This is a genomic window from Novosphingobium chloroacetimidivorans (assembly GCF_014204535.1).
Lineage (GTDB): Bacteria > Pseudomonadota > Alphaproteobacteria > Sphingomonadales > Sphingomonadaceae > Novosphingobium > Novosphingobium chloroacetimidivorans.
The window spans coordinates 312,081-330,703 of record NZ_JACHLR010000002.1; the positions used below are offsets into that span (position 1 = coordinate 312,081).

Below are 18,623 nucleotides of genomic sequence, written 5' to 3' on the forward strand. Positions count from 1 at the left end.
GCCCGCAGCGAGCGCGAGAGGAAAAGCATGCAGCGTATCATCCTGGCCGCAACGATCGCCCTGCTGGCGAGCGGATGCGACGCGAGCGTCCCGCCAGCGCCAGCGCCGGAGCCGAAGACGAGCCAGGCTCCGGTCTCGCGTGCGACGCCCAAGCCCCAGCCGACGGCGCAACTGCCTGCCGGCCGGACCGAAAAGGTCAAGAACGATCTCTACGAGTTCGAATATGCCTATCCGCCCAAGGCCGCGGCGATCCCGGCGCTCAAGGCGCTGCTCGACAAGCGGCTGGCGACGTCGCGCGCGGAGCTGGAGAAGAGCTCGAAGAACGACCAGGCCGAAGCCGGGAAGAACGGCTATCCCTACCGCGCGCACAGCTCTGGCGCGAAGTGGGAGGTGGTGGCCGACCTGCCGCGCTGGCTCTCGCTCTCGGCCGAGATGTACGAGTACAGCGGCGGCGCGCATGGCATGACCTTCTTCGATGCGCTGCTGTGGGATCGCGAGCAGAACCTGGCGAGAACCGCGGCGGACCTGTTCATCAGCAAGGCCGCGCTCAGCGCCGCGATCCGCGAGCCGTTCTGCGCCGCGCTCGACAAGGAGCGCGCCAAGCGCCGTGGCGAGCCGGTCAACCGCCAGAGCGGCGACCAGTTCGACGAATGCATCGACCCGGCCGAGCATGCGGTGATCCTGGGATCGAGCAATGGCCGGACCTTCGACCGCATCGGCATTCTGGTCGAGCCTTATGCCGCGGGTTCCTATGCCGAGGGGACGTTCGACATCACGCTGCCGGTGACCGAGCGGATCCTGGGTTCGGTGAAGCCGGCGTACAAGGGCGAGTTTTCGGTGAGGTAAGCTCGTCCTGCCCGCGACGGGGAAGACAGCGCACCCTCGCAATCCTGCGCTTGTTGCGCTATATCGCCGGCATGACCGAATACCAGACGATCGACGCCGCCGACACGCCCCTGCGCGACGGAACCATCAAGCTCCACGGCCCCGACGGGTTCGAAGGCATGCGCCGCGCCGGCCGGCTTGCGGCCGAGATCCTCGACGAGATCGCGCCGATGGTGCAGCCCGGCGTCTCCACCGCCGCGATCGACGACAAGGTGCGCGAGCTGACGCTGGCCGGCGGCGCGGTGCCGGCGACGCTCGGCTATCGCGGGTATCAGCATTCCAGCTGCGTCTCGATCAACCACGTCGTGTGCCACGGCATCCCGTCCGACAAGACGCTGAAGGACGGCGACATCGTCAACATCGACGTGACCCCGCTGCTCGACGGCTGGCATGGCGATTCCAGCCGCATGTACCTCGTCGGCGATGTCGCGTTGAAGGCGCGGCGGCTGGTCGACGTGACCTACGAATGCCTGATGATCGGCATCGAGAAGGCCAGGCCCGGAGCGCGGCTGGGAGATATCGGCGCGGCCATCCAGGCCTACGCCGAGCAGAACCGCTACGGCGTGGTGCGCGAGTTCTGCGGCCATGGTGTCGGGCGCCTGTTCCATGATGCGCCCGAAGTGGTGCACGCCGCGCGCGCAGGCACCGGGCCGGAGCTGAAGCCCGGCATGTTCTTCACCATCGAGCCGATGATCAACCTCGGCAAGCCGCCGGTGAAGCTCCTGGCCGATGGCTGGACGGCGGTGACGCGCGACAAGTCGCTCTCGGCCCAGTTCGAGCACTCGATCGGCATTACCGGAGACGGGTGCGAGATCTTCACGCTGAGCCCCAAGGGCCTGCACAAGCCGCCGTATTCGTAAGATCCTCCCCTGCAAGGGGAGGGCGCCGGCGTAGCGGGTGGTGGAGGGGGGTAACCCTCTTGGTCGAGCGCTACTCTGGCGGTGACACCCCTCCGTCACGCACTCCGTGCGCGCCACCTCCCCTTGCAGGGGAGGATCCAGGCAGCCACCCACCCCCGATATCGCCCGAGCGCTCGCAAGCGGGCGTGACCTCGCCGGCAAGCCATGACAGCCTCTCCCGGGACAAGGAGGAGGACAGCCCATGGCCACCATCGCAGCCGATCTGAGCGGCGGCATCCCGGTCGAGCGCGAGTACGTCCTGGTCGATCGGCCCGCAGCCGGCGTGCGTGACGCGGTCAACGTCTGGATCGAGGAGGAGAACGGCGCTTTCGCCATGCGCCTTGGCGTGGAAGCGGTGGCCGAGGAGTGGGAGCGCCACGAGCTCTGGCTCGACATCGCCTTCCCCGACGGGCGGCTCTACCAGCGCCGGATCGCCGCCGATACGCTGCCCGCGATCGGCCCGGAAGGCTTGCCGACGATCCGCGGCACCGGCCCCATGACCTTCCGCTGCGTCGAGCCGTTCCGCGTGTGGACCGTCGCGTTCGAGGGCGAGGCCGACGTGCTGACCACGCAGACGCTGATCGACACGCCCATTCCCGACGAGAGCCGGTTGCTCCAGTCCGACATCGGTATCGATGTCGCCATGACCATGGCCGCCGTGCCGTGGATCCCGGGATCGCTGCTGCCCGAAGCGGCCGAAGCGCTCGGCGGCGAGCAGGGCGACTTCATGAGCCCGCGCTACGAGCAGCTGTTCCGCTGCGAAGGCTCCTTGCGCATCGATGGCGAGGAGCGCGCCTTTCGCGGCAACGGGCTGCGCATCCGCCGGACCGGCTATCGCGCCTTTGCCGGGTTCGAGGGCCACTGCTGGCAATCGGCGATCTTCCCGAGCGGCAAGGGCTTCGGGCTCAATATCTACCCGCCGCGAAGCGACGGGCAGCCCAGCTATGCCGAGGGCTTCATCCTGGACGAAAACGGCACGCGCATTCCAGCAAGGCCAGTCGACGTGCCGTGGCTGCGCAAGCTGGTGACCGGAGGCGAGGCGGTGTCGTTCGTGCTCGAGACGATCGACGGCCGCCGCGTCGAAGTGCACGGCGAAACCTTCGTCAACATGCGCTCACGCGGGCATGCGGTGCTGCCGCCAGACTTCCCGATCGTCCAGCAGTCCCATGCGCGCTATGTCTGGGATGGCGAGGAAACCGTCGGCATGATCGAGCGGTCGAGCAAGCCGAGTGCGATGGGGGGATAGGGGCTAATTATCCTCTCCCCGAACGGGGAGAGGATACGAAGGCTTGGCGGCTCGCCGCCTAGCCGAAGTTGGAGAGGGGTTTGTGCACTCTCCGGCGCCGAGCCCCCTCTCCCAGCTGCGCTAGCCGCCTTGCGGCAAGCTGCGCTACCTCTCCCCGCCGGGGAGAGGGGTGGGGAGGCACACTCACCGCCGCCCCTGGCCGTCGCGGGCGGCGGCCAGGGCGAGGCGGCGCCCGGTCACCAGCGTCTGCACCACGAACAGAGTCATCAGGATCGCCCCGATCCCGCCGACGAACACGTCGAAGCCGGAGATGGACCCAAACAGGCCCGGGCCGTTGCCAAGCACCATCATGGCTACGGTCAACCCGATCAGCAGGAAGCGCAGTTCGGTGGGTCCGGCGGCGAGGTAGGACAGCTTGAATTCGCCCAGCACGCGCGCCGACAGATAGGCGTGGATCGACAGCAGCAGGTACCCGACGAGCGCGACCATGACGACGTCCATGGTGACATAGGGCGTAGTGCCGATGCCCCACACGATCAGCGCGGTGGTCAGGCCATCGCAGCTGTGGTCGATGAAGTAGCCATAGCTCGGCCGCTCGATCTTGCGCCAGCGGGCGAGGCTGCCGTCCATCGAATCGCCGAACCACTGGATCACGTAGCCGGCGATCGCCAGCCACAGCCACGTGTCCGCCAGGTTGCTGGCGGCGTAGCCTACGAAGGTCAGGATCGCGCCGATGACGCCCAGCGCGGTGAGCAGGTCGGGCGTCACCCAACCGGGCATGCGCGCGCACAGCCAGTTGAGCAGCTGCCGCTCATGACGAGCGAGCACGTTCTCCTGGATGCGCATGGTCTTGAGTTCGGGCTGCGCCGGCGCAGCACTGACGTCGGTGAGCACCGGCCGTGGGCTGGGGTTTGAAGGCGATATGTCGCGCTCGATGCGTTCGTGTCCGCGGGTCGCCATCAGTGTGTCAGGTCCAGGGGAACGATAAGATGATGCAAGGGGATGAGATCCATGGCTGCCCTCCAGTTTCGCGGGAGCACTTGGTCTCTCGGTCGCGGACGTGCAGGTGTGGTCGGCGATCTCGCCTTAGTACGCTTTGACTAGCCTCAAGGCTACCCGTGGCGGGGATCGCTCGGCGAGCAGCCGTGCGATTTGTGCGATCAGTCGAGCCATAGTGACATAAGCGTGTCTCAGAAGCTGATGGCCGCCTCGCCAATGACGTCCCACACCTGGCCGAGCTGCTCGGGGGTGATGCAGTAAGGCGGCATGACGTAGACGGTATTGCCGAGCGGACGCAGCAGCACGTCGCGCTCGCGGAAGAAGGCCATCAGCCGCGGCGCCAGGCTGTTGAGATAGCCGGCGTCGTCGCCGGTCTTGAGGTCGAGCGCGGCGATCGTGCCGAGCTGGCGCGGGTTGTCGAAGTGGCAGTAGCGGCCCAGCGCCACCAGCCGCTCGGCCTGCATGGCGGCGAGCGCGGCGACGCGGTCGAGCACCGGCTCCTCGCGCCAGATCGCGAGGTTGGCGTTGGCGGCGGCGCAGGCGATCGGGTTGGCGGCGTAGCTCGACGAGTGGAAGAACATCCGCGCGCGGTCGGCGGACCAGTGTGCCTGGAACACGGCCTCGCTCGCCATGGTGACCGCCAGCGGAATCGCACCACCAGTGAGGCCCTTGGAGAGGCACAGGATGTCGGGCACCACGCCGGCCTGCTCGCAGGCGAGCAAGGTGCCGGTGCGGCCCCAGGCGGTCATGACCTCGTCGGCAATGAACAGCACGCCATGCGCGGCGCAGATGTCACGCATCTGCGCCAGAACCTGTGGCCGGTAGACCAGCATGCCGCCCGAGCCGAGGATCAGTGGTTCGACGATCAAGGCAGCGGCGTCGCCTGAGCGGCACAGGGATTCCAGCGCATCCAGCGTCGTCTGTTCGGCCCCGGCGGCAGGGAAGGGGATGCGCCCCACGTCGAACAGCAGCGGCTCGTACGTGCGGTTGAACACGCCGCGCGCGCCTACCGACATCGCGCCGATGGTGTCGCCATGATAGGAGTGCTCCATCACCAGGATCCTGGAGCGGATCTCGCCTCGCGCCGCCCAGTAGCCGAGCGCCATCTTCAGCGCGACTTCGACGCTCGTCGAGCCGGAGTCGGAAAAGAACACCCGCGTCAGGCTCTGCGGCATGATCGCCACCAGCCCGGCGGCGAGCTGCTCGGCGGGCTCGTGCGTCCACCCAGCGAAGATCAGCTGATCGAGCCGCTGCGTCTGCTCCGCGACTGCGGCCATGATGCGCGGGTGGCAGTGGCCGTGCGTGGTGACCCACCAGGACGAGATCGCGTCGATGACGGCGCGTCCGTCGCGGGTGTGGAGAACGGCGCCTTCGGCACGCTCGACCAGCGGGATCGGCTCGCCCAGCCCATGCTGGGTGAAGGGGTGCCAGACGGGTGAGGTCATGGCGCGAAGTCCTCCAGCGCGAAATTTTCGGTGAAGGCGCGCGCCAGCGTGGACGCGTCGAGCTTGGCGAGGCGGGGCAGGCGACCGAGCCGCTTGACGTTGCCCATCGCCGCGATCGTCGCCTCGCTGTCGGGCTGGGGATCGCCGATGAAGGCGATGCCGAGCAGGGGCACATCGCGCGCGCGCAGGGCCTCGATGCTCAGCAGGCTGTGGCTGATGGTGCCCAGCGCCGTGCGGGCGACCAGCACGACCGGATGGCGCCAGCGGGCGAAGAGATCGGCGAAGGTCGTGGTGCGGGTGACCGGGACCAGCACGCCGCCCGCGCCCTCGATCACCAGCGGGCCGGATACGGCCGGCGGAGCAAGCGCATCGAGGTCGATCGCCACGCCGTCGATCTCGGCGGCGCGATGGGGCGAGCAGGGCGTGGCCAGGCAATAGGCGTTGGGCAGGATGCGCTCACTCGGGGCGCCGGCCATACGCGCCACCGCCTCGGCATCGCCGGTGCCGTCAGTCTCAAGGCCGGCTTGCACCGGCTTCCAGTAGTGCGCCTGCAGGGCCCCGGTGAGGGCGGCGGCGAAGACGGTCTTGCCGATGCCGGTGTCGGTGCCGGTGACGACGATGGTGCTCATGGCGGCTACCTAGCGCGGGTCAGGTGGCAGGTCATCACTTCGTAAGTCGCCAGCGCGCCGGTGGCTTCGAAGCGCCGCATGACCCGCCGCAGCGCTCCGGCACCGAGGGGGCGGTGACCGGGCGCGGCGGTGTTCGCGCCGATACCGCGCAAGGCGTGGAGGAATCCGGCCGCATCGGCGTGCCGCTCGCGATAGATGTCGGTGGAGAGCGGTTCGGCGAGGCCGAGGGCGCTCAGTTCGGCTGGCGAGGTGAAGGCCGGAGTGCCGGGCGATAGACCCTCGGCGGCATGGGCGGCGCGCCACTCGGCGAACGTGCCGGGGCCGAGCGTGGCGACCATGACGTGGCCGCGCGGCGCCAGCCACGCGCGCCAGCGGGACAGCGCCTGCGCTTCATGCGCGAACCACTGCGTAGCCAGGCTGGCGCAGACGAGGTCGTAGTCGCGCGCGGGCGGCATGCCGCGCTCGCCATCGAGCACGGTATACTGGACCGCGTCGCCGAGCCGCTCGCGGGCACGCTCGATCATGGCGGGGGCGATGTCGGTGGCCAGCCAGTCGCCGGTCAGGCCTTCGTCGCGCAGCGCCTGGGTGAGGAAGCCGGTGCCGCAGCCGATCTCCAGTACCTTGAGTGTGCGGGGCAGCGGCAGCGCGGCGATGCGGCGGGCGAGTTCGCGCGCGGCGAGGCGCTGGACGCGGGCATGGCGGTCATACTCGGCCGCCGCGCCGAACGCGCGCGATACGCTGCCCTCGGAGTGGATCACGCCAGCGTGGCCGCGAACGAACGGATCGCGTCGGCGCACCAGGCCGGGTCTTCGCTGGGCAGCAGGTGGCCGGCCTCCGGATGGGTGCGGCGCATGACGCCCGGCACCGCGGCGAAGACCGTCTCGCGCAAGCCCATCGGCAGCAGCGTGTCGCGCGCGCCTTGCAGCGAGAGGATCGGCAGGCGCACTTGCCCCACCACCGCGCGCAAGTCGCCGTCGCGCAAGGTGACGAGGCCGGCCTGCAGGCGCTCGGCCAGGGGCTCGCCCGCGGGCACCGCGCTGCCGACGCGCGCATGGAAGTCGGCCAGCACCGTCTCGGGCTCCTGCGCCACCGCGCTTACCATGCGGTCGACCACGCGGGCGGGGACGCCGGGAAAATCGGGTGCGGCGGTGAAGCGATCGAAGCCGTTGATCGCGACCATGCCGGCAAGGCCGGGCGGGGGCGCGGCGAGCAGGCGCATGGTGCCGAAGCTGTGAGTCACCGCGAGCACCGGACCGGACGGCAAGGCCGCTGCGCTCCCGCCGAAGTAGCCGGCGTCGTCGCGGACTTGCGCGAACTCGGGCAGCAATGCGGCGAGTGGATCCCACATGGCGGCATCGAAGCCCCAGCCATGGCAGAACAGCAGGCTTAGCGGCATGCGGCGATCGCCTCCAGCAATGCGTCTATATCGTCAGGCGAGTGCGCGGCGCGCAAGGCCAGGCGCAGGCGGCTGGTGCCCGGAGGCACCGTCGGCGGCCGGATCGCGGCGGCGAGGAAGTCGCGCTCCTCGAGCGCCGCGGCGAGCGCCAGGGTTTCCCCCTCTCCCCCGATCACCGCGGGCACGATCTGGCTGGCGGAGCCGCCGTGATCGAGGCCAAGGCGGTCCAGCCCGGCGCGTAGCCGGTCGGCAAGGGTCGAAAGGTGCGCGCGTTCGGCGCTCATCCCCGGCACCAGGTCGAGTGCGGCATCGATGGCGCCGAGCACGGCTGGTGGCAGGGCGGTGGAGAACACGAAACCGCTCGCGGCGTTGACCAGCCAGTCGATCAGCGCGCGGCTGCCGGCGATGTAGGCGCCGAAGCCGCCCAGCGCCTTGCTGAACGTGCCCATGATGACGTCGACCCCGCCGGGTACCGTCGCCGAGAGGCCGGCCCCGCGCGGACCCAGGACTCCGGTGGCGTGCGCCTCGTCGAGGTAGAGCACGGCGTCGTGCGCTCGGGCAAGGGCGGCGAGGCGCGGCAGGTCGACGAGGTCGCCGTCCATGCTGAAGACGCTTTCAGTCACGATCACGCGGGCCGGAGCCTCCGCGCCTCTGGTGGCGAGCAGCTCTTCCAGGTGCGCGAGGTCGTTGTGGCGGAAGCGGTGCTGACGGGTGCCGGCACTGGCGAGGCCGGCGTGCATGCTTGCGTGGTTCAGTCGGTCGCAGAACACCGCCGCGCCGGGCAGCATGGCAAGCAGGGCGGGCAGCGCGGCGGCATTGGCCTGCCAGCCCGAGGCGAAGACCAGCGCCGCCTCGGTGCCCTTGAACGCGGCGATGCGGGCTTCGAGGGCAAGCACGTCGGGGCTGGTGCCGGTCACGAGGCGAGAGGCGCCGCTGCCGGAGCCGTGTCGCGCGGCCCACTCGCGGGCGCGCTCGGTGAGCAGCGGGTGCGTGGCGAGGCCGAGGTAGTCGTTGCTGGAGAAGTCGAGCAGGGTCTTGCCGCCGCGCACGATGCGCCCGCGCGGCGCCAGCGTGGCGGGCCGCAGAACGCGGCGGCGACCGGCCTGTTCGACCTTCGCCAGTGCCGCTTCGAGATGCTCGTCCAGGCTCGCCATTGCCTTGGCGCGGTAGGGGATCGCAGCCGGGGTGACAACGGCCTGCGCTCAGATCCTCCCCTGCAAGGGGAGGTGGCAGTCCGCAGGATGGACGGAGGGGTGTAACCCTCTCGATCGTGCACTACGCTGTCGGTGACACCCCTCCACCATCCGCTGCGCGGACGGTCCCCCTCCCCTTGCAGGGAGGATCTGAGACGAGTCAGCCCTCCAGATCCAGGTACGCGACCACGTCGTTGTCGGTCGCGATCCACAGGGCTTCCTGCGTGGCCTCGTCCTGCTGCGCCGCCAGAGCGAGCGCTTGCGACAGCGGCCCGTAGAACAGCGTCGTCGCCGCGCCGCCCTCGCCGGCATCGTCGAGGTGGTAGAGCCGCACGGTGGCGTCCTGGTAGGTGGAGCGCATCAGTCGGGCTCGCGCCTTGCGCCATCGACGGTGCGGGCCAGGCGATCGGCTTCGTCCTTCGCCAGCCGCCGCTCGGCCGTGGACGCGCCATGACGCGCGCGGTTGGCATCGGCTTGGGACGCGGCGTCGGCGCGCTGCTTCGCCTTGCGCGCCTGTCGCAGGTTGACGATCTCGGCCATGCGCGGGTTCTACGCTTCGACGGAGGCAGTGGCCAGCCCGAGGTGCGGCAGGCCGACCGAGCGCTTGCCGCCGAAGTCGGTGCGCACCACCAGCAGTCCGTCTTTCTCCAGATAGTCGAGCAGGCGCTGGATGCGGCGCGGCGAGCTGGTGCCGTAGACTTGCGCCAGCTCGGCATCGTCGGGGCAGGGGCGACCTTCGATGGCCGCGCGGCCGATGAGCAGGAACGGCGCGAGCAGTTCGTCGGGCACGCCGGCGGCAAGGTCCAGCAGTCCGGTCCAGCGGGCATCGGCGGGATCGTCGATGCCCGCAAGCGCCATGGCGAAGCCGCGTCGGAAGCGCACGACGTCATAGCCGCGCACCGACAATCCGCGCATGCGGCAGCGCAAGGTGAAGTCCTGGAACAGCGTGGAGGCGGGCTGGAACGTGCAGCCTTCCTCCGCGGCCATGTCGGCGAAGATCGCGGCAAGCGCCGCCTCCGTCTCGGCCGGGTCGATCGCGGGCAGTTCCGGCCGGCGCGGCGGCGGCGTGTCGGCGGCGGCGATCCGCTCGACCAGTTCCTCGGGATCGGCGCGCACGGGCGCGGGTCGCACCACTTCGCGGGCGGGCTCGGCCAGGTTGTCGTGCAGCAGCGCGTGCAGCTCCTCCGCCGAGGCGACGGGCGGCGGGGCATAGCTCTGCACCACCGCGCGGCTGCCGGTGCGCACCGCGCCGATGTTGACCGCGACCGGACGGCGGCTGATCGCCGGGCCCAGGCCCAGGAACTGCCCGCGCGCGAGATCGCGGATCGCCTCGGCCTGGCGGCGCTCCATGCCCAGCAGGTCGGCGGCGCGCGCCATGTCGATGTCGAGGAAGGTGCGCCCCATCAGGAAGTTGCTGGCTTCGGCCGCGACGTTCTTGGCGAGCTTGGCCAGGCGCTGCGTGGCGATCACCCCGGCAAGCCCGCGCTTGCGTCCGCGGCACATGAGGTTGGTCATGGCCGCCAGGCTGATGCGGCGCGCTTCCTCGCTCACTTCGCCGGCAGCGGCAGGCGCGAACATCTGCGCCTCGTCGACCACCACCAGCGCCGGATACCATTCCTCGCGCGGGGCATCGAACAGCGCGGAGAGGAACTGGCCGGCGCATTTCATTTGGCTGTCGACCTCCAGCTCGTCGAGCGCGAGGACCACCGAGGCGCGATGCTTGCGGATCCGCGCTGCGAGCTTGCCGATCTCGGCCTCGGCATAAGCCGCGCCATCGATCACCACGTGCCCGAACTCCTCGGCGAGCGTCACGAAGTCGCCTTCCGGGTCGATCACCACCTGCTGCACCAGCGGCGCGCTTTCCTCGAGCAGGCGGCGCAGCAGGTGCGACTTGCCCGAGCCCGAATTGCCCTGGACGAGCAGGCGCGTCGCCAGCAGTTCGCCGACGTCGATCTCGACGGCAGCGCCATGGGGATCATGGCCGATGACGATGGTTGCGCTCACCGGCTTGCGCATAGGCCGGTGCGGCAGCGATTCGGAACCGGAAGGCCCGTGTTTTCCAGAGCTTTCGGCAGATCCGCTGCTTAGAGGTCCGCGAGAGCATCCTCTACGTCGCGGGCGGCTTCGCGCGCATGGTCGGCGGCGCTGGCGGCGGCCTCGTTGCCGCGCTGGGCCAGGTCGGACTCGAAGTCCGACCAGCGTTCCGGCGCGTAGTCCCGGTCGTCCTCTTCGCGACGCTGGGCGCCGCGCGGGGCCCGGTCTTCCCAGCCTCTCTCACTGTCGCTTCCGGGATCGATCGAGCCGCTCCAATGCCGCAGGGTGCGTTGGCCAAAGGCGATCCAGGAGCCGGTATCCTGCGCCCAGCGCGGCAGCTCGACGACCAGCGTGCCGTGCTCGAAGTCGGGCCGCACGCGCAGGCCGTCGTCGCGCGTGTCGGCGGAAGGCGCAAGATCGGGGGCCTGGGCATCGCCCTGGATGGGCTGGCTCAGCACCACCGGAGCCGATGCGCGGCGGTCACGGTAAGGGGCGAAGCTCGGTACCGTCGCGAACGCGAGGTAGGCCCCGGCTGCGGCACCGATCACACCCAGTGAAAAGATCATGCGCGTCGCGCCCATATGCACCTTGTAGCAACCTTCCGTCAGCAGCGCACCCAATATCGGCTATCGGCTGACGCGCGGCTGAATGTCCTACAGGTGCGACAATGTCGCAGCGCGCCGGTCAGCTCGGGGTGACGGTCTCTGGAGCGACGACCGGAGCACTGGCCTGGATCGCAGCGTCGGCCGGATCGGAGCTGCCAGCCGCGCTTTCGGCAACGCGCACGTCGGCCGCGGCATCACGCGCGGCTTGCGCCGAGTCCGCGGCATCGTCGCCGACACGCGCCAGCACGACCGTGGTCGGCTGCTCGCGCTGTTCGAGCAGTTCGGGAGGCAGCGCCTCGGCCTCGCCCGGCAGCGGCGTGGAGCTGTCGAGCAAGTCGGCGCCGTAGTCCGGCTCAGCCATGGTCGCGTCGCTGCCGGCGTAGGCGTATTCCTGCTGCGCGGTCTGCCAGCTGACCGGAGTCAGGTCCTCGGGCGGCGCCTCGAAAGCGAGCACCGGCGTGGCGTCGGCGGATGCCTCCCGCACGCCGAGAAGGTCGCGCAGGCTGTCCGCCTTCTGCGTCATCGTCGTGGGGGTCGCCAGCGCCATGAGGGCGCCGGCCAGGAGACCACCGCCCAGGATGCCGCCGGAATACTTAAGCGCCTTGGCCTTTTCGCTCTGGGTCATGGCATGTCGCCCCGTGTTGATCTTGCTCCTGTCGCCTCAACGTCGATCGGCCCGCGCGTGTTCCAGGCGGCGCTTCACATAGGTCATCGATCGCATGGAGCTCGCGCGGGAGCCGGGCCCATGCCATCGTAGCATCATGAGCAAAGGCGCGATCCGCATCGGTGTCGGCGGCTGGGTCTACCAGCCCTGGCGCGACAACTTCTATCCGGCGGGCCTGGCGCATACGCGCGAGCTGGCCTACCTCGGCGCGCATCTCACCGCGACCGAGATCAACGCCACCGCCTATCGCCTGCAGAAGCCCGCGACGTTCGCCAAGTGGCGCGACACGGTGCCCGGAAGCTTCCGCTTCGCGCTGAAGGGCTCGAACTACTGCACCAACCGCAAGAACCTCGCCGAGGCGGGGGAGAGCGTCGCGAAGTTCGTCGGGCAAGGGCTGGTGGAACTGGGCGAACGGCTCGGGCCGATCAACTGGCAATTGCGCGACACCAAGCGCTTCGATCCCGACGAGATCGAAGCGTTCCTGGCGCTGCTGCCCAAGAGCCACGAAGGCGTGACACTGCGCCACGCGATCGAGCCGCGTCACGAGAGCTTCGACGATCCCGCCTTCTACGCGCTCGCCAAGGCGGCCGGCGTCGCGGTGGTGGTGAGCGAAAGCGAGAAGTTCGCCGATTTCGCGGCGGCCGATGGGCCGTTCGTCTATGCGCGGCTGCAGCGCTGTCGCCCGGAGGAGGCGACCGGATATCCGCCGCCGGAGCTTGCCGCGTGGGCCGATCGGGCGCGCGGCTGGGCGAAAAACGGGCGTGAGGTCTACGCCTTCTTCATCGCCGGCGCCAAGGAGCGCGCCCCTGCCGCCGCGCAGGCGCTGATCGCCGCGCTGGCAGGGGATGCGGTGCAACCGGCCGAGTGCTAAGGCGCGTGGCATGACCACGATGCGCACCGCCGCCCTGTCCTTGCTCGCGCTCGCCGCCCTGTCCGCCTGCCACGCGCGCCGAGGCGAGGACAATGGGGGCGTTCCGGGCGACAGCGATTCGGCCAAGCCGTTCAGCGCCATCGCGCCGCGCGACACCTTGCACTTCGTCGGCACCGAACCGTTCTGGGGCGGCACCGCGCGTGAGGGCACGCTGACTTACACGACACCCGCGAAGCCGGAGGGCACCAAGCTGGCGGTCAACCGCTTCGCCGGTCGCAACGGACTGGGGCTGAGCGGAACGCTGGACGGAAGGGCCTTCGACATGACGGTCACGCCGGGCACCTGCGGCGACGGCATGTCGGACCGGCGCTTCCCCTATTCGGTGACGCTGCGCATCGGTGACGAGGTCCGCCAGGGATGCGGCTGGACCGACACCAAGGGGTTCACCCAGCCCAAGGGCTGAGCGCGTCGCGGTTCGTCGGCGGAGCGCCTCCCCGCCGACGATCGGCAGGGAGGCGCCTGGCGCTTAGCCTTCGAACGACGTGGTCAGGGTGATCTCGCAGTTGAGCAGCTTGGAGATCGGGCACCCTGCCTTGGCCTCCGCCGCGATTGCTTCGAACTCGTCCTGCGACAGCCCGGAAACCTTGCCCTTCAAGGACAGCTCCGACTTGGTCACCTTGAAGCCACCGTCCGCGGGCACCAGCGTCACCTTGCATTCGGTCTCCAGCGAGCCATCGCTGTGGCCGGCTTTGGCCAGTGCGAAGCTGGTGGCCATCGTGAAGCAGCTGGCGTGGGCGGCGGCGATCATCTCTTCCGGGTTGGTGCCGGGCGCATCCTCGAACCTTGTGGCGAAGCCGTAAGGCGCGTCGATCGCGCCCGAGCGGCTGGTGACGTGGCCCTTGCCTTCCTTGCCGAGGCCTTCGTAGCGGGCAGTGGCGGAGTTGACGGTCATCTTGGATCATCCTTGCAAGTGAAAGTGTTCGGATCGAGCCGGCTTTGGCGCCGTCTCGGCAACTGTTCTGGACAGCCAGGCAGCCGGCCGGGCATCATCGCCCCGCATTCGGGAGCATGCCATGGAATTCATGAAGGTCGCGAGTGTTGCCGATGTCGCCGAAGGCAAGCCGCTGGCGGTCGAGGCAGGCGGGCACAAGCTGCTCCTCGCGAAAGTCGACGGCGCGCTCTATGCCACGCAGCGCAAGTGCCCGCACCTGGGCTTCATCTTGTGCCGCGGCAGGATCGAGGACCGCGCCATCGTCTGCCCACTGCACAAGGCCCGCTTCGACCTGGCGACCGGGCAGGTCGAGCGCGACCCGCGACTGTGGATCATCGGCATGACGGTCAAGTCCGGCCTGCAGACGTATCCCGTGCGGGTCGAGGGGGGCGACGTGCTGATCGGCGTTTGACCGCAGTTCACGACTGGACAAGCCGTCTTCGCAAGTGCAGCGTCCCAAAAAGGCTAGCTGCGGAACTCTTGACCGGAGCGCGCATTGTGAGCCTGGGCATGGTGCCGCAAATGGAATGCAAGGGCGATCGATGTCGCACGATAATGATGTGACCTCGAATGTTCGGCCCGGCTGGAATGCGGAGCAATCGCATTACAATCCCGGCCGTGAGGCGCGTGGCGTCCAGGCGCCGGAAGATCAGTTCTTCGAAGCGTCGGGCGTCCTGTTCGAACAGGCCATGGCGCAGACTCGCATGGCGGTTTGCCTGTGCGATCCGCACCAGCCCGACCTGCCGATCGTCTTCGCCAACCGCGCCTTCCGCAACCTGACCGGATACGAAGAGCACGAAGTCGTCGGCCAGAACTGCCGCTTGCTCCAGGGACCGGAAACGGATCAGCGAGAGGTCGACAAGATCCGTGCCGCGCTCGCATCGGAAGATGTCGTGGTGGTCGAGCTGCTTAACTACCGCAAGGATGGCTCGACGTTCTGGAACGCACTGCACCTGGGGCCGATCTATCGCTCGGACGGTCAGCTGGCGTACTTCTTCGGCAGCCAGTGGGACGTATCGGAAGTGCGCGCCGCGCGTGCCGAGGAGCGCCACGCCCGCATCATGGCGCGTGAATTGTCGCACCGGATCAAGAACATGTTCGCGGTCATCTCGGGCATCGTCAACATCACCGGGCGCGTGCGCGGCATTCCCGGCGAGGCGGCCGAGATCAATGGCCGGATCCAGGCGCTGGGCCGCGCCTACGAAACCACGCTGGACGAGGCGTCGAGCGGCGCCATCGAGATCGGCCCTGCGATCCGCGCGATCCTGGCGCCCTACGATGCCGATGCCGAGCGGCTCAAGTTCCTGGGCAACGGCTTGCGCGTCCACTTCGCGACCGTGTCCGTCGTCGGACTGGTGCTGCACGAGCTGGCGGCCAATGCCACCAAGTTCGGCGCCTGGTCCAAGGACGGCGGGCGCGTCGAGGTGGACTGGCATGAGACCACGGGCGAGGATCCCGGCAAGCTGCTGGTGCGCTGGCGCGAGTACGACGGCCCCCACATCCCGATACCACCCGAGCAGCGCGGCACCGGCAGCCAGATCGTCGACCGCATGCTGCGGCACGGCGGCGGCTCGATGACGCGGCAGTGGCACCATGATGGCCTCGAAGCCACGATCGTGATCCCGGCATGAGCGGGCACACCCTACCCTTGGAAGGTCGCCCTGCATGAATATCCTGATGCTTGAGGACGAGCCCCTGATCCTGATGGACCTGGAGTTCGCCGCCGAGGACGAGGGCTGTCGCGCGCTGTGCGCCTCCAGCGTGAGCGAGGCGATGGCGATCCTCGACAGCGAGCGGATCGACAGCGCCATTCTGGACGTGACGCTGAAGGACGGCGAGACGTGCGTGCCGGTGGCGCGAGCGCTCGATGAGCGGGGCATCCCCTATCTCCTTCACTCCGGCGATCTCGACCGCCACGACGAAACGGTACGCGCGCTGGGCGCCGAGCTGGTCGCCAAGCCCGCCAGTGCGGCGACGGTTATCGCCCGCGCCATCAAGTATGCGCGCGACGCGCATCGTCAGACGGCGAACGGATGATGGCCAAGTCCGAACCCAAAGCCGTCGATGCGCTCGCCTGGCCGATAGTCGCCGCGGATGCCTGGTTTCTTGGCGCCGAAGCGAGCTGGGTCATCTGGCTGCGCTGTGCCCGCCTGGCGCAAGGCGGCGCCCCGGCCAACCGCGAAGCCATGCGCATGGTCGAAGAGAAATGGCACGCGCAAGTCGACCTCGCCGCGGCGCTCGCCACCGGCCGCTTCGGCACCGAGCCGAGCCAGGTCGCCGGTCGCACCATCGACCACTACCGCTCGCGTGTCAGCGCGAACCGGTCGAGGCTGACGCGCAAGTAAGGCTTGCGCGGGACGGTTTAGATCCTCCCCCTCTAAGGGGAGGTGGCAGTCCGCAGGACTGACGGAGGGGTGTAACCCTCTCGGTCGAGTACTTCACCAGCGGGGACACCCCTCCGTCACGCCTTTCAGGCGCGCCACCTCCCCTTGCAGGGGAGGATCTTCGAGCACTTGTTCTCCCCGATGCGGGGAGGGGGACCGCTCGGGCAGCGAGGGGTGGTGGGGGACTCGCGTCATCCCGCGAGCTTGGACGGAACCCGCCGGCAGCCTCGCTCCATGCCGAGACTCCCCTCCACCACGCTTCGCGCGGTCCCCCTCCTCGTGCCGGGGAGGACAGGCGCGGATCCTCAGCCTCTCTTCCCAGTCACTCAGCCGACTTCGACGCCTTTCCAGAATGCGATGCGGTCGCGGATCTGCGCAGCGGCAGCCTTGGGCTCGGGGTAGAACCACGCCGCGTCCTTGTTGGTATCGCCGTCGACTTCGAGCGAGTGGTAGCTCGCCGTGCCCTTCCAGGGGCACAGGCTGGTGGTGGAACTCGGTCGCAGCACCGTGGCGTCCACGGCTTCGCGCGGGAAGTAGTGGTTGCCTTCGACCACCACCGTGTTGTCGCTGCTGGCGATGACCTTGCCGTTCCAACGTGCCTCGACCATTCGGCGCTCCTTCGCAGGTGTTTGCGGCAGGCTGCGCCCGATCGGCGCTGCATTCAAGCGGCGACAGTGACCCGTGCGTCCTCCAGCACCATCTCGGCGCCTTTTTCCGCGATCATCATCGTGGGCGCATTGGTGTTGCCCGAGACGATCGCCGGCATCGCCGAGGCATCGATCACGCGCAGGCCCTCCACCCCGCGCACGCGCAGCCGCGCATCCAGCACCGTGCCCATCGCCGCGGTGCCGACCGGGTGGAAGATCGTCGTGCCGATTTCCGCCGCAGCGCGCTCCAGTTCGGCCTCGCTCTGCAGGTGCATGCCCGGGCGGGTCTCCTCCGGGTGGTACCTGGCCAGAGCCGGCTGCGCGACGATCTGGCGGGTGATGCGGATCGCCTCTGCCGCCACGCGCCGGTCCTCGGGTGCCGAGAGGTAGTTGGGGCGGATCACCGGCGCGCTGTCGGGATCGCGATCGGCGATGCGGGTGGTGCCGCGGCTCTCGGGCCGCAGGTTGCAGACACTGGCGGTAAAGGCGGGAAATGCGTCGAGCGCGCCCCCGAAGGCCTCCAGGCTGAGTGGCTGGACATGGTACTCCAGGTTCGCGGTGGCGAAGCGCGGGTCGCTCTTGCAGAACAGCCCCAGCTGGCTCGGCGCCATCGCCATCGGCCCGGTTCGCCGAGCCAGGTATTCCAGCCCGATCAGCGCCTTGCCGAACAGATGCCCGGCCCGCTGGTTGAGCGTCGCCACGCCCGAAACCTTGTAGGCACAGCGCAGCTGCAAGTGGTCCTGCAAGTTGGCGCCGACCTCCGGCCGGTCGACCAGCGGCGCGATGCCCAGGTCCTTCAGCCGCGCCGCCTCGCCGATGCCGCTGCGCTCCAGGATCGCCGGCGAGCCGATCGCGCCCGAGGACAGGATCACTTCGCCGCGTGCGCGCGCCGATCGTTCCTGGCCGCCGTGCTTACCACCCTGGCGCCAGGTGATGCCCGTCACGCGGCCGTTCTCGACCACGACCCTGTCGACGTGCGCGCCGGTGACCACGCGCAGGTTCGCCCGGCCGCGGACCGGCTTGAGGAAGGCGTCCGACGCGCTCCAGCGCCAGCCGCCGCGCTGGGTCACCTGGAAGAAGCTGGAGCCTTCGTTGTCGCCGGTGTTGAAGTCCGGGATGGCAGGCACGCCATACTGCCCGGCCGCCTCGCGGAAGGCTTCGAGGATGTCCCAGCGCAGCCGCTGCTTCTCCACCCGGATCTCGCCGCCCACGCCGTGGAACTCGCCGCCTTCGTAGTGGTCTTCTGCGCGGGTAAAGTAGGGCAGCACGTCGTCCCAGCCCCAGCCGGTGAGGCCCGCCTGGCGCCAGCCGTCGTAGTCCGCCGCCTGCCCGCGCATGTAGATCATGCCGTTGATGGACGAGCAGCCGCCCAGCACCTTGCCGCGCGGGTACTTGAGCGTGCGGCCGCCCAGGCCTTCCTCCGCCTGTGTCGTCATGCACCAGTCGGTGCGCGGGTTGCCGATGCAGTAGAGGTAGCCCACGGGCACGCGGATCCAGATGTAGTTGTCCCGTCCGCCGGCCTCGAGCAGCAGGACGCGGTTGCGCGGGTCGGCGCTGAGCCGATTGGCGAGCACGCAGCCCGCGCTGCCGCCGCCGGCGACGATGTAGTCGAACTCGTCCATGTGAAGGCGCTAGGGCCGCTGCCGTTCTCTAGCAAGTCTCGCCGCGATCGCGGCTCGTCCCGACGATGCCGCGATCCTTTCGCCGGCAAATCGCTTGAAGCCGCCCGCCCGGC

General features: G+C 69.3%; 23 protein-coding genes. 9 read left to right on the top strand and 14 right to left on the bottom strand.

The window, feature by feature from the left end; translation table 11 throughout:
- The first annotated feature begins 27 nt into the window (after positions 1-27).
- The 3 genes from HNO88_RS03860 (at position 28) to HNO88_RS03870 (ending at position 3,030) form a co-directional block, all read left to right on the top strand.
- Entirely contained in the window at positions 28-846 is an 819-nt protein-coding gene (locus HNO88_RS03860) for a DUF4163 domain-containing protein (protein WP_184242750.1), read from the top strand.
- A 71-nt stretch (positions 847-917) separates the two neighbouring features.
- Entirely contained in the window at positions 918-1,745 is an 828-nt protein-coding gene (gene map / locus HNO88_RS03865) for a type I methionyl aminopeptidase (protein WP_184242819.1), read from the top strand.
- 241 nt (positions 1,746-1,986) lie between these two features.
- A complete protein-coding gene (locus HNO88_RS03870) occupies positions 1,987-3,030 on the top strand; it encodes a DUF7064 domain-containing protein (protein ID WP_184242751.1) in 1,044 nt (347 codons plus the stop codon).
- 183 nt (positions 3,031-3,213) lie between these two features.
- On the opposite strand, the gene HNO88_RS03875 is transcribed toward HNO88_RS03870, so the two are convergent.
- The 11 genes from HNO88_RS03875 to HNO88_RS03925 form a co-directional block, all read right to left on the bottom strand.
- Positions 3,214-3,876, bottom strand: a complete 663-nt coding sequence (locus HNO88_RS03875; protein WP_246381169.1) for a CDP-alcohol phosphatidyltransferase family protein — start codon at positions 3,874-3,876, stop codon at positions 3,214-3,216.
- 344 nt (positions 3,877-4,220) lie between these two features.
- Positions 4,221-5,474: an adenosylmethionine--8-amino-7-oxononanoate transaminase gene (locus HNO88_RS03880; RefSeq protein ID WP_184242752.1), complete on the bottom strand. Its 1,254-nt coding sequence runs from the start codon at positions 5,472-5,474 to the stop codon at positions 4,221-4,223.
- Complete coding sequence (gene bioD / locus HNO88_RS03885) at positions 5,471-6,103, bottom strand: dethiobiotin synthase (RefSeq protein WP_184242753.1); 633 nt, start codon at positions 6,101-6,103, stop codon at positions 5,471-5,473. The genes HNO88_RS03880 and bioD overlap by 4 nt, the downstream gene beginning before the upstream one ends.
- 5 nt (positions 6,104-6,108) lie before the next feature.
- The gene (locus HNO88_RS03890) at positions 6,109-6,900 is read right to left on the bottom strand and encodes a methyltransferase domain-containing protein (RefSeq protein WP_312856985.1); all 792 of its coding nucleotides are present in this window, start codon (positions 6,898-6,900) and stop codon (positions 6,109-6,111) included.
- Positions 6,858-7,499, bottom strand: coding sequence for an alpha/beta fold hydrolase (locus HNO88_RS03895; protein WP_184242754.1), 642 nt, complete (start codon positions 7,497-7,499; stop codon positions 6,858-6,860). Before HNO88_RS03895 ends, HNO88_RS03890 begins: the two co-directional genes overlap by 43 nt.
- The gene (locus tag HNO88_RS03900; protein WP_184242755.1) at positions 7,490-8,653 is read right to left on the bottom strand and encodes an aminotransferase class I/II-fold pyridoxal phosphate-dependent enzyme; all 1,164 of its coding nucleotides are present in this window, start codon (positions 8,651-8,653) and stop codon (positions 7,490-7,492) included. Before HNO88_RS03900 ends, HNO88_RS03895 begins: the two co-directional genes overlap by 10 nt.
- 199 nt (positions 8,654-8,852) lie before the next feature.
- Positions 8,853-9,053, bottom strand: a complete 201-nt coding sequence (locus HNO88_RS03905; protein ID WP_184242756.1) for a hypothetical protein — start codon at positions 9,051-9,053, stop codon at positions 8,853-8,855.
- Complete coding sequence (locus tag HNO88_RS03910) at positions 9,053-9,232, bottom strand: DUF4169 family protein (protein WP_184242757.1); 180 nt, start codon at positions 9,230-9,232, stop codon at positions 9,053-9,055. Before HNO88_RS03910 ends, HNO88_RS03905 begins: the two co-directional genes overlap by 1 nt.
- Positions 9,233-9,241: 9 nt before the next feature.
- A complete protein-coding gene (locus HNO88_RS03915) occupies positions 9,242-10,696 on the bottom strand; it encodes a helicase HerA domain-containing protein (protein WP_312856986.1) in 1,455 nt (484 codons plus the stop codon).
- Between the two features lie 80 nt (positions 10,697-10,776).
- On the bottom strand, positions 10,777-11,292 hold the full coding sequence (locus HNO88_RS03920; protein ID WP_184242759.1) for a hypothetical protein: 516 nt from the start codon (positions 11,290-11,292) through the stop codon (positions 10,777-10,779).
- A gap of 118 nt (positions 11,293-11,410) precedes the next feature.
- Positions 11,411-11,956 (bottom strand): hypothetical protein, encoded by a 546-nt coding sequence (locus HNO88_RS03925; RefSeq protein WP_184242760.1) that lies wholly within the window; start codon positions 11,954-11,956, stop codon positions 11,411-11,413.
- Positions 11,957-12,092: 136 nt separating this feature from the next.
- Here HNO88_RS03925 and HNO88_RS03930 point away from each other — a divergent pair, with 136 nt between their 5' ends.
- Both HNO88_RS03930 and HNO88_RS03935 read left to right on the top strand, forming a co-directional pair.
- Entirely contained in the window at positions 12,093-12,866 is a 774-nt protein-coding gene (locus HNO88_RS03930) for a DUF72 domain-containing protein (protein ID WP_184242761.1), read from the top strand.
- Between the two features lie 10 nt (positions 12,867-12,876).
- A complete protein-coding gene (locus tag HNO88_RS03935; protein WP_184242762.1) occupies positions 12,877-13,329 on the top strand; it encodes a COG3650 family protein in 453 nt (150 codons plus the stop codon).
- A gap of 63 nt (positions 13,330-13,392) precedes the next feature.
- On the opposite strand, the gene HNO88_RS03940 is transcribed toward HNO88_RS03935, so the two are convergent.
- Positions 13,393-13,818, bottom strand: a complete 426-nt coding sequence (locus HNO88_RS03940) for an OsmC family protein (protein WP_184242763.1) — start codon at positions 13,816-13,818, stop codon at positions 13,393-13,395.
- 121 nt (positions 13,819-13,939) lie between these two features.
- Here HNO88_RS03940 and HNO88_RS03945 point away from each other — a divergent pair, with 121 nt between their 5' ends.
- The 4 genes from HNO88_RS03945 (at position 13,940) to HNO88_RS03960 (ending at position 16,202) form a co-directional block, all read left to right on the top strand.
- Complete coding sequence (locus tag HNO88_RS03945) at positions 13,940-14,269, top strand: Rieske (2Fe-2S) protein (protein WP_184242764.1); 330 nt, start codon at positions 13,940-13,942, stop codon at positions 14,267-14,269.
- Between the two features lie 130 nt (positions 14,270-14,399).
- On the top strand, positions 14,400-15,488 hold the full coding sequence (locus HNO88_RS03950) for a PAS domain-containing protein (protein ID WP_184242765.1): 1,089 nt from the start codon (positions 14,400-14,402) through the stop codon (positions 15,486-15,488).
- Positions 15,489-15,522: 34 nt separating this feature from the next.
- The gene (locus tag HNO88_RS03955; protein ID WP_184242766.1) at positions 15,523-15,894 is read left to right on the top strand and encodes a response regulator; all 372 of its coding nucleotides are present in this window, start codon (positions 15,523-15,525) and stop codon (positions 15,892-15,894) included.
- A complete protein-coding gene (locus tag HNO88_RS03960; protein WP_184242767.1) occupies positions 15,894-16,202 on the top strand; it encodes a hypothetical protein in 309 nt (102 codons plus the stop codon). The genes HNO88_RS03955 and HNO88_RS03960 overlap by 1 nt, the downstream gene beginning before the upstream one ends.
- Positions 16,203-16,567: 365 nt before the next feature.
- Here the strand turns inward: HNO88_RS03960 and HNO88_RS03965 are convergent, their stop codons facing one another.
- Both HNO88_RS03965 and HNO88_RS03970 read right to left on the bottom strand, forming a co-directional pair.
- On the bottom strand, positions 16,568-16,849 hold the full coding sequence (locus HNO88_RS03965; RefSeq protein ID WP_184242768.1) for a DUF427 domain-containing protein: 282 nt from the start codon (positions 16,847-16,849) through the stop codon (positions 16,568-16,570).
- A gap of 53 nt (positions 16,850-16,902) precedes the next feature.
- Positions 16,903-18,510 (bottom strand): GMC family oxidoreductase, encoded by a 1,608-nt coding sequence (locus HNO88_RS03970; RefSeq protein WP_184242769.1) that lies wholly within the window; start codon positions 18,508-18,510, stop codon positions 16,903-16,905.
- Positions 18,511-18,623: the final 113 nt, after the last annotated feature.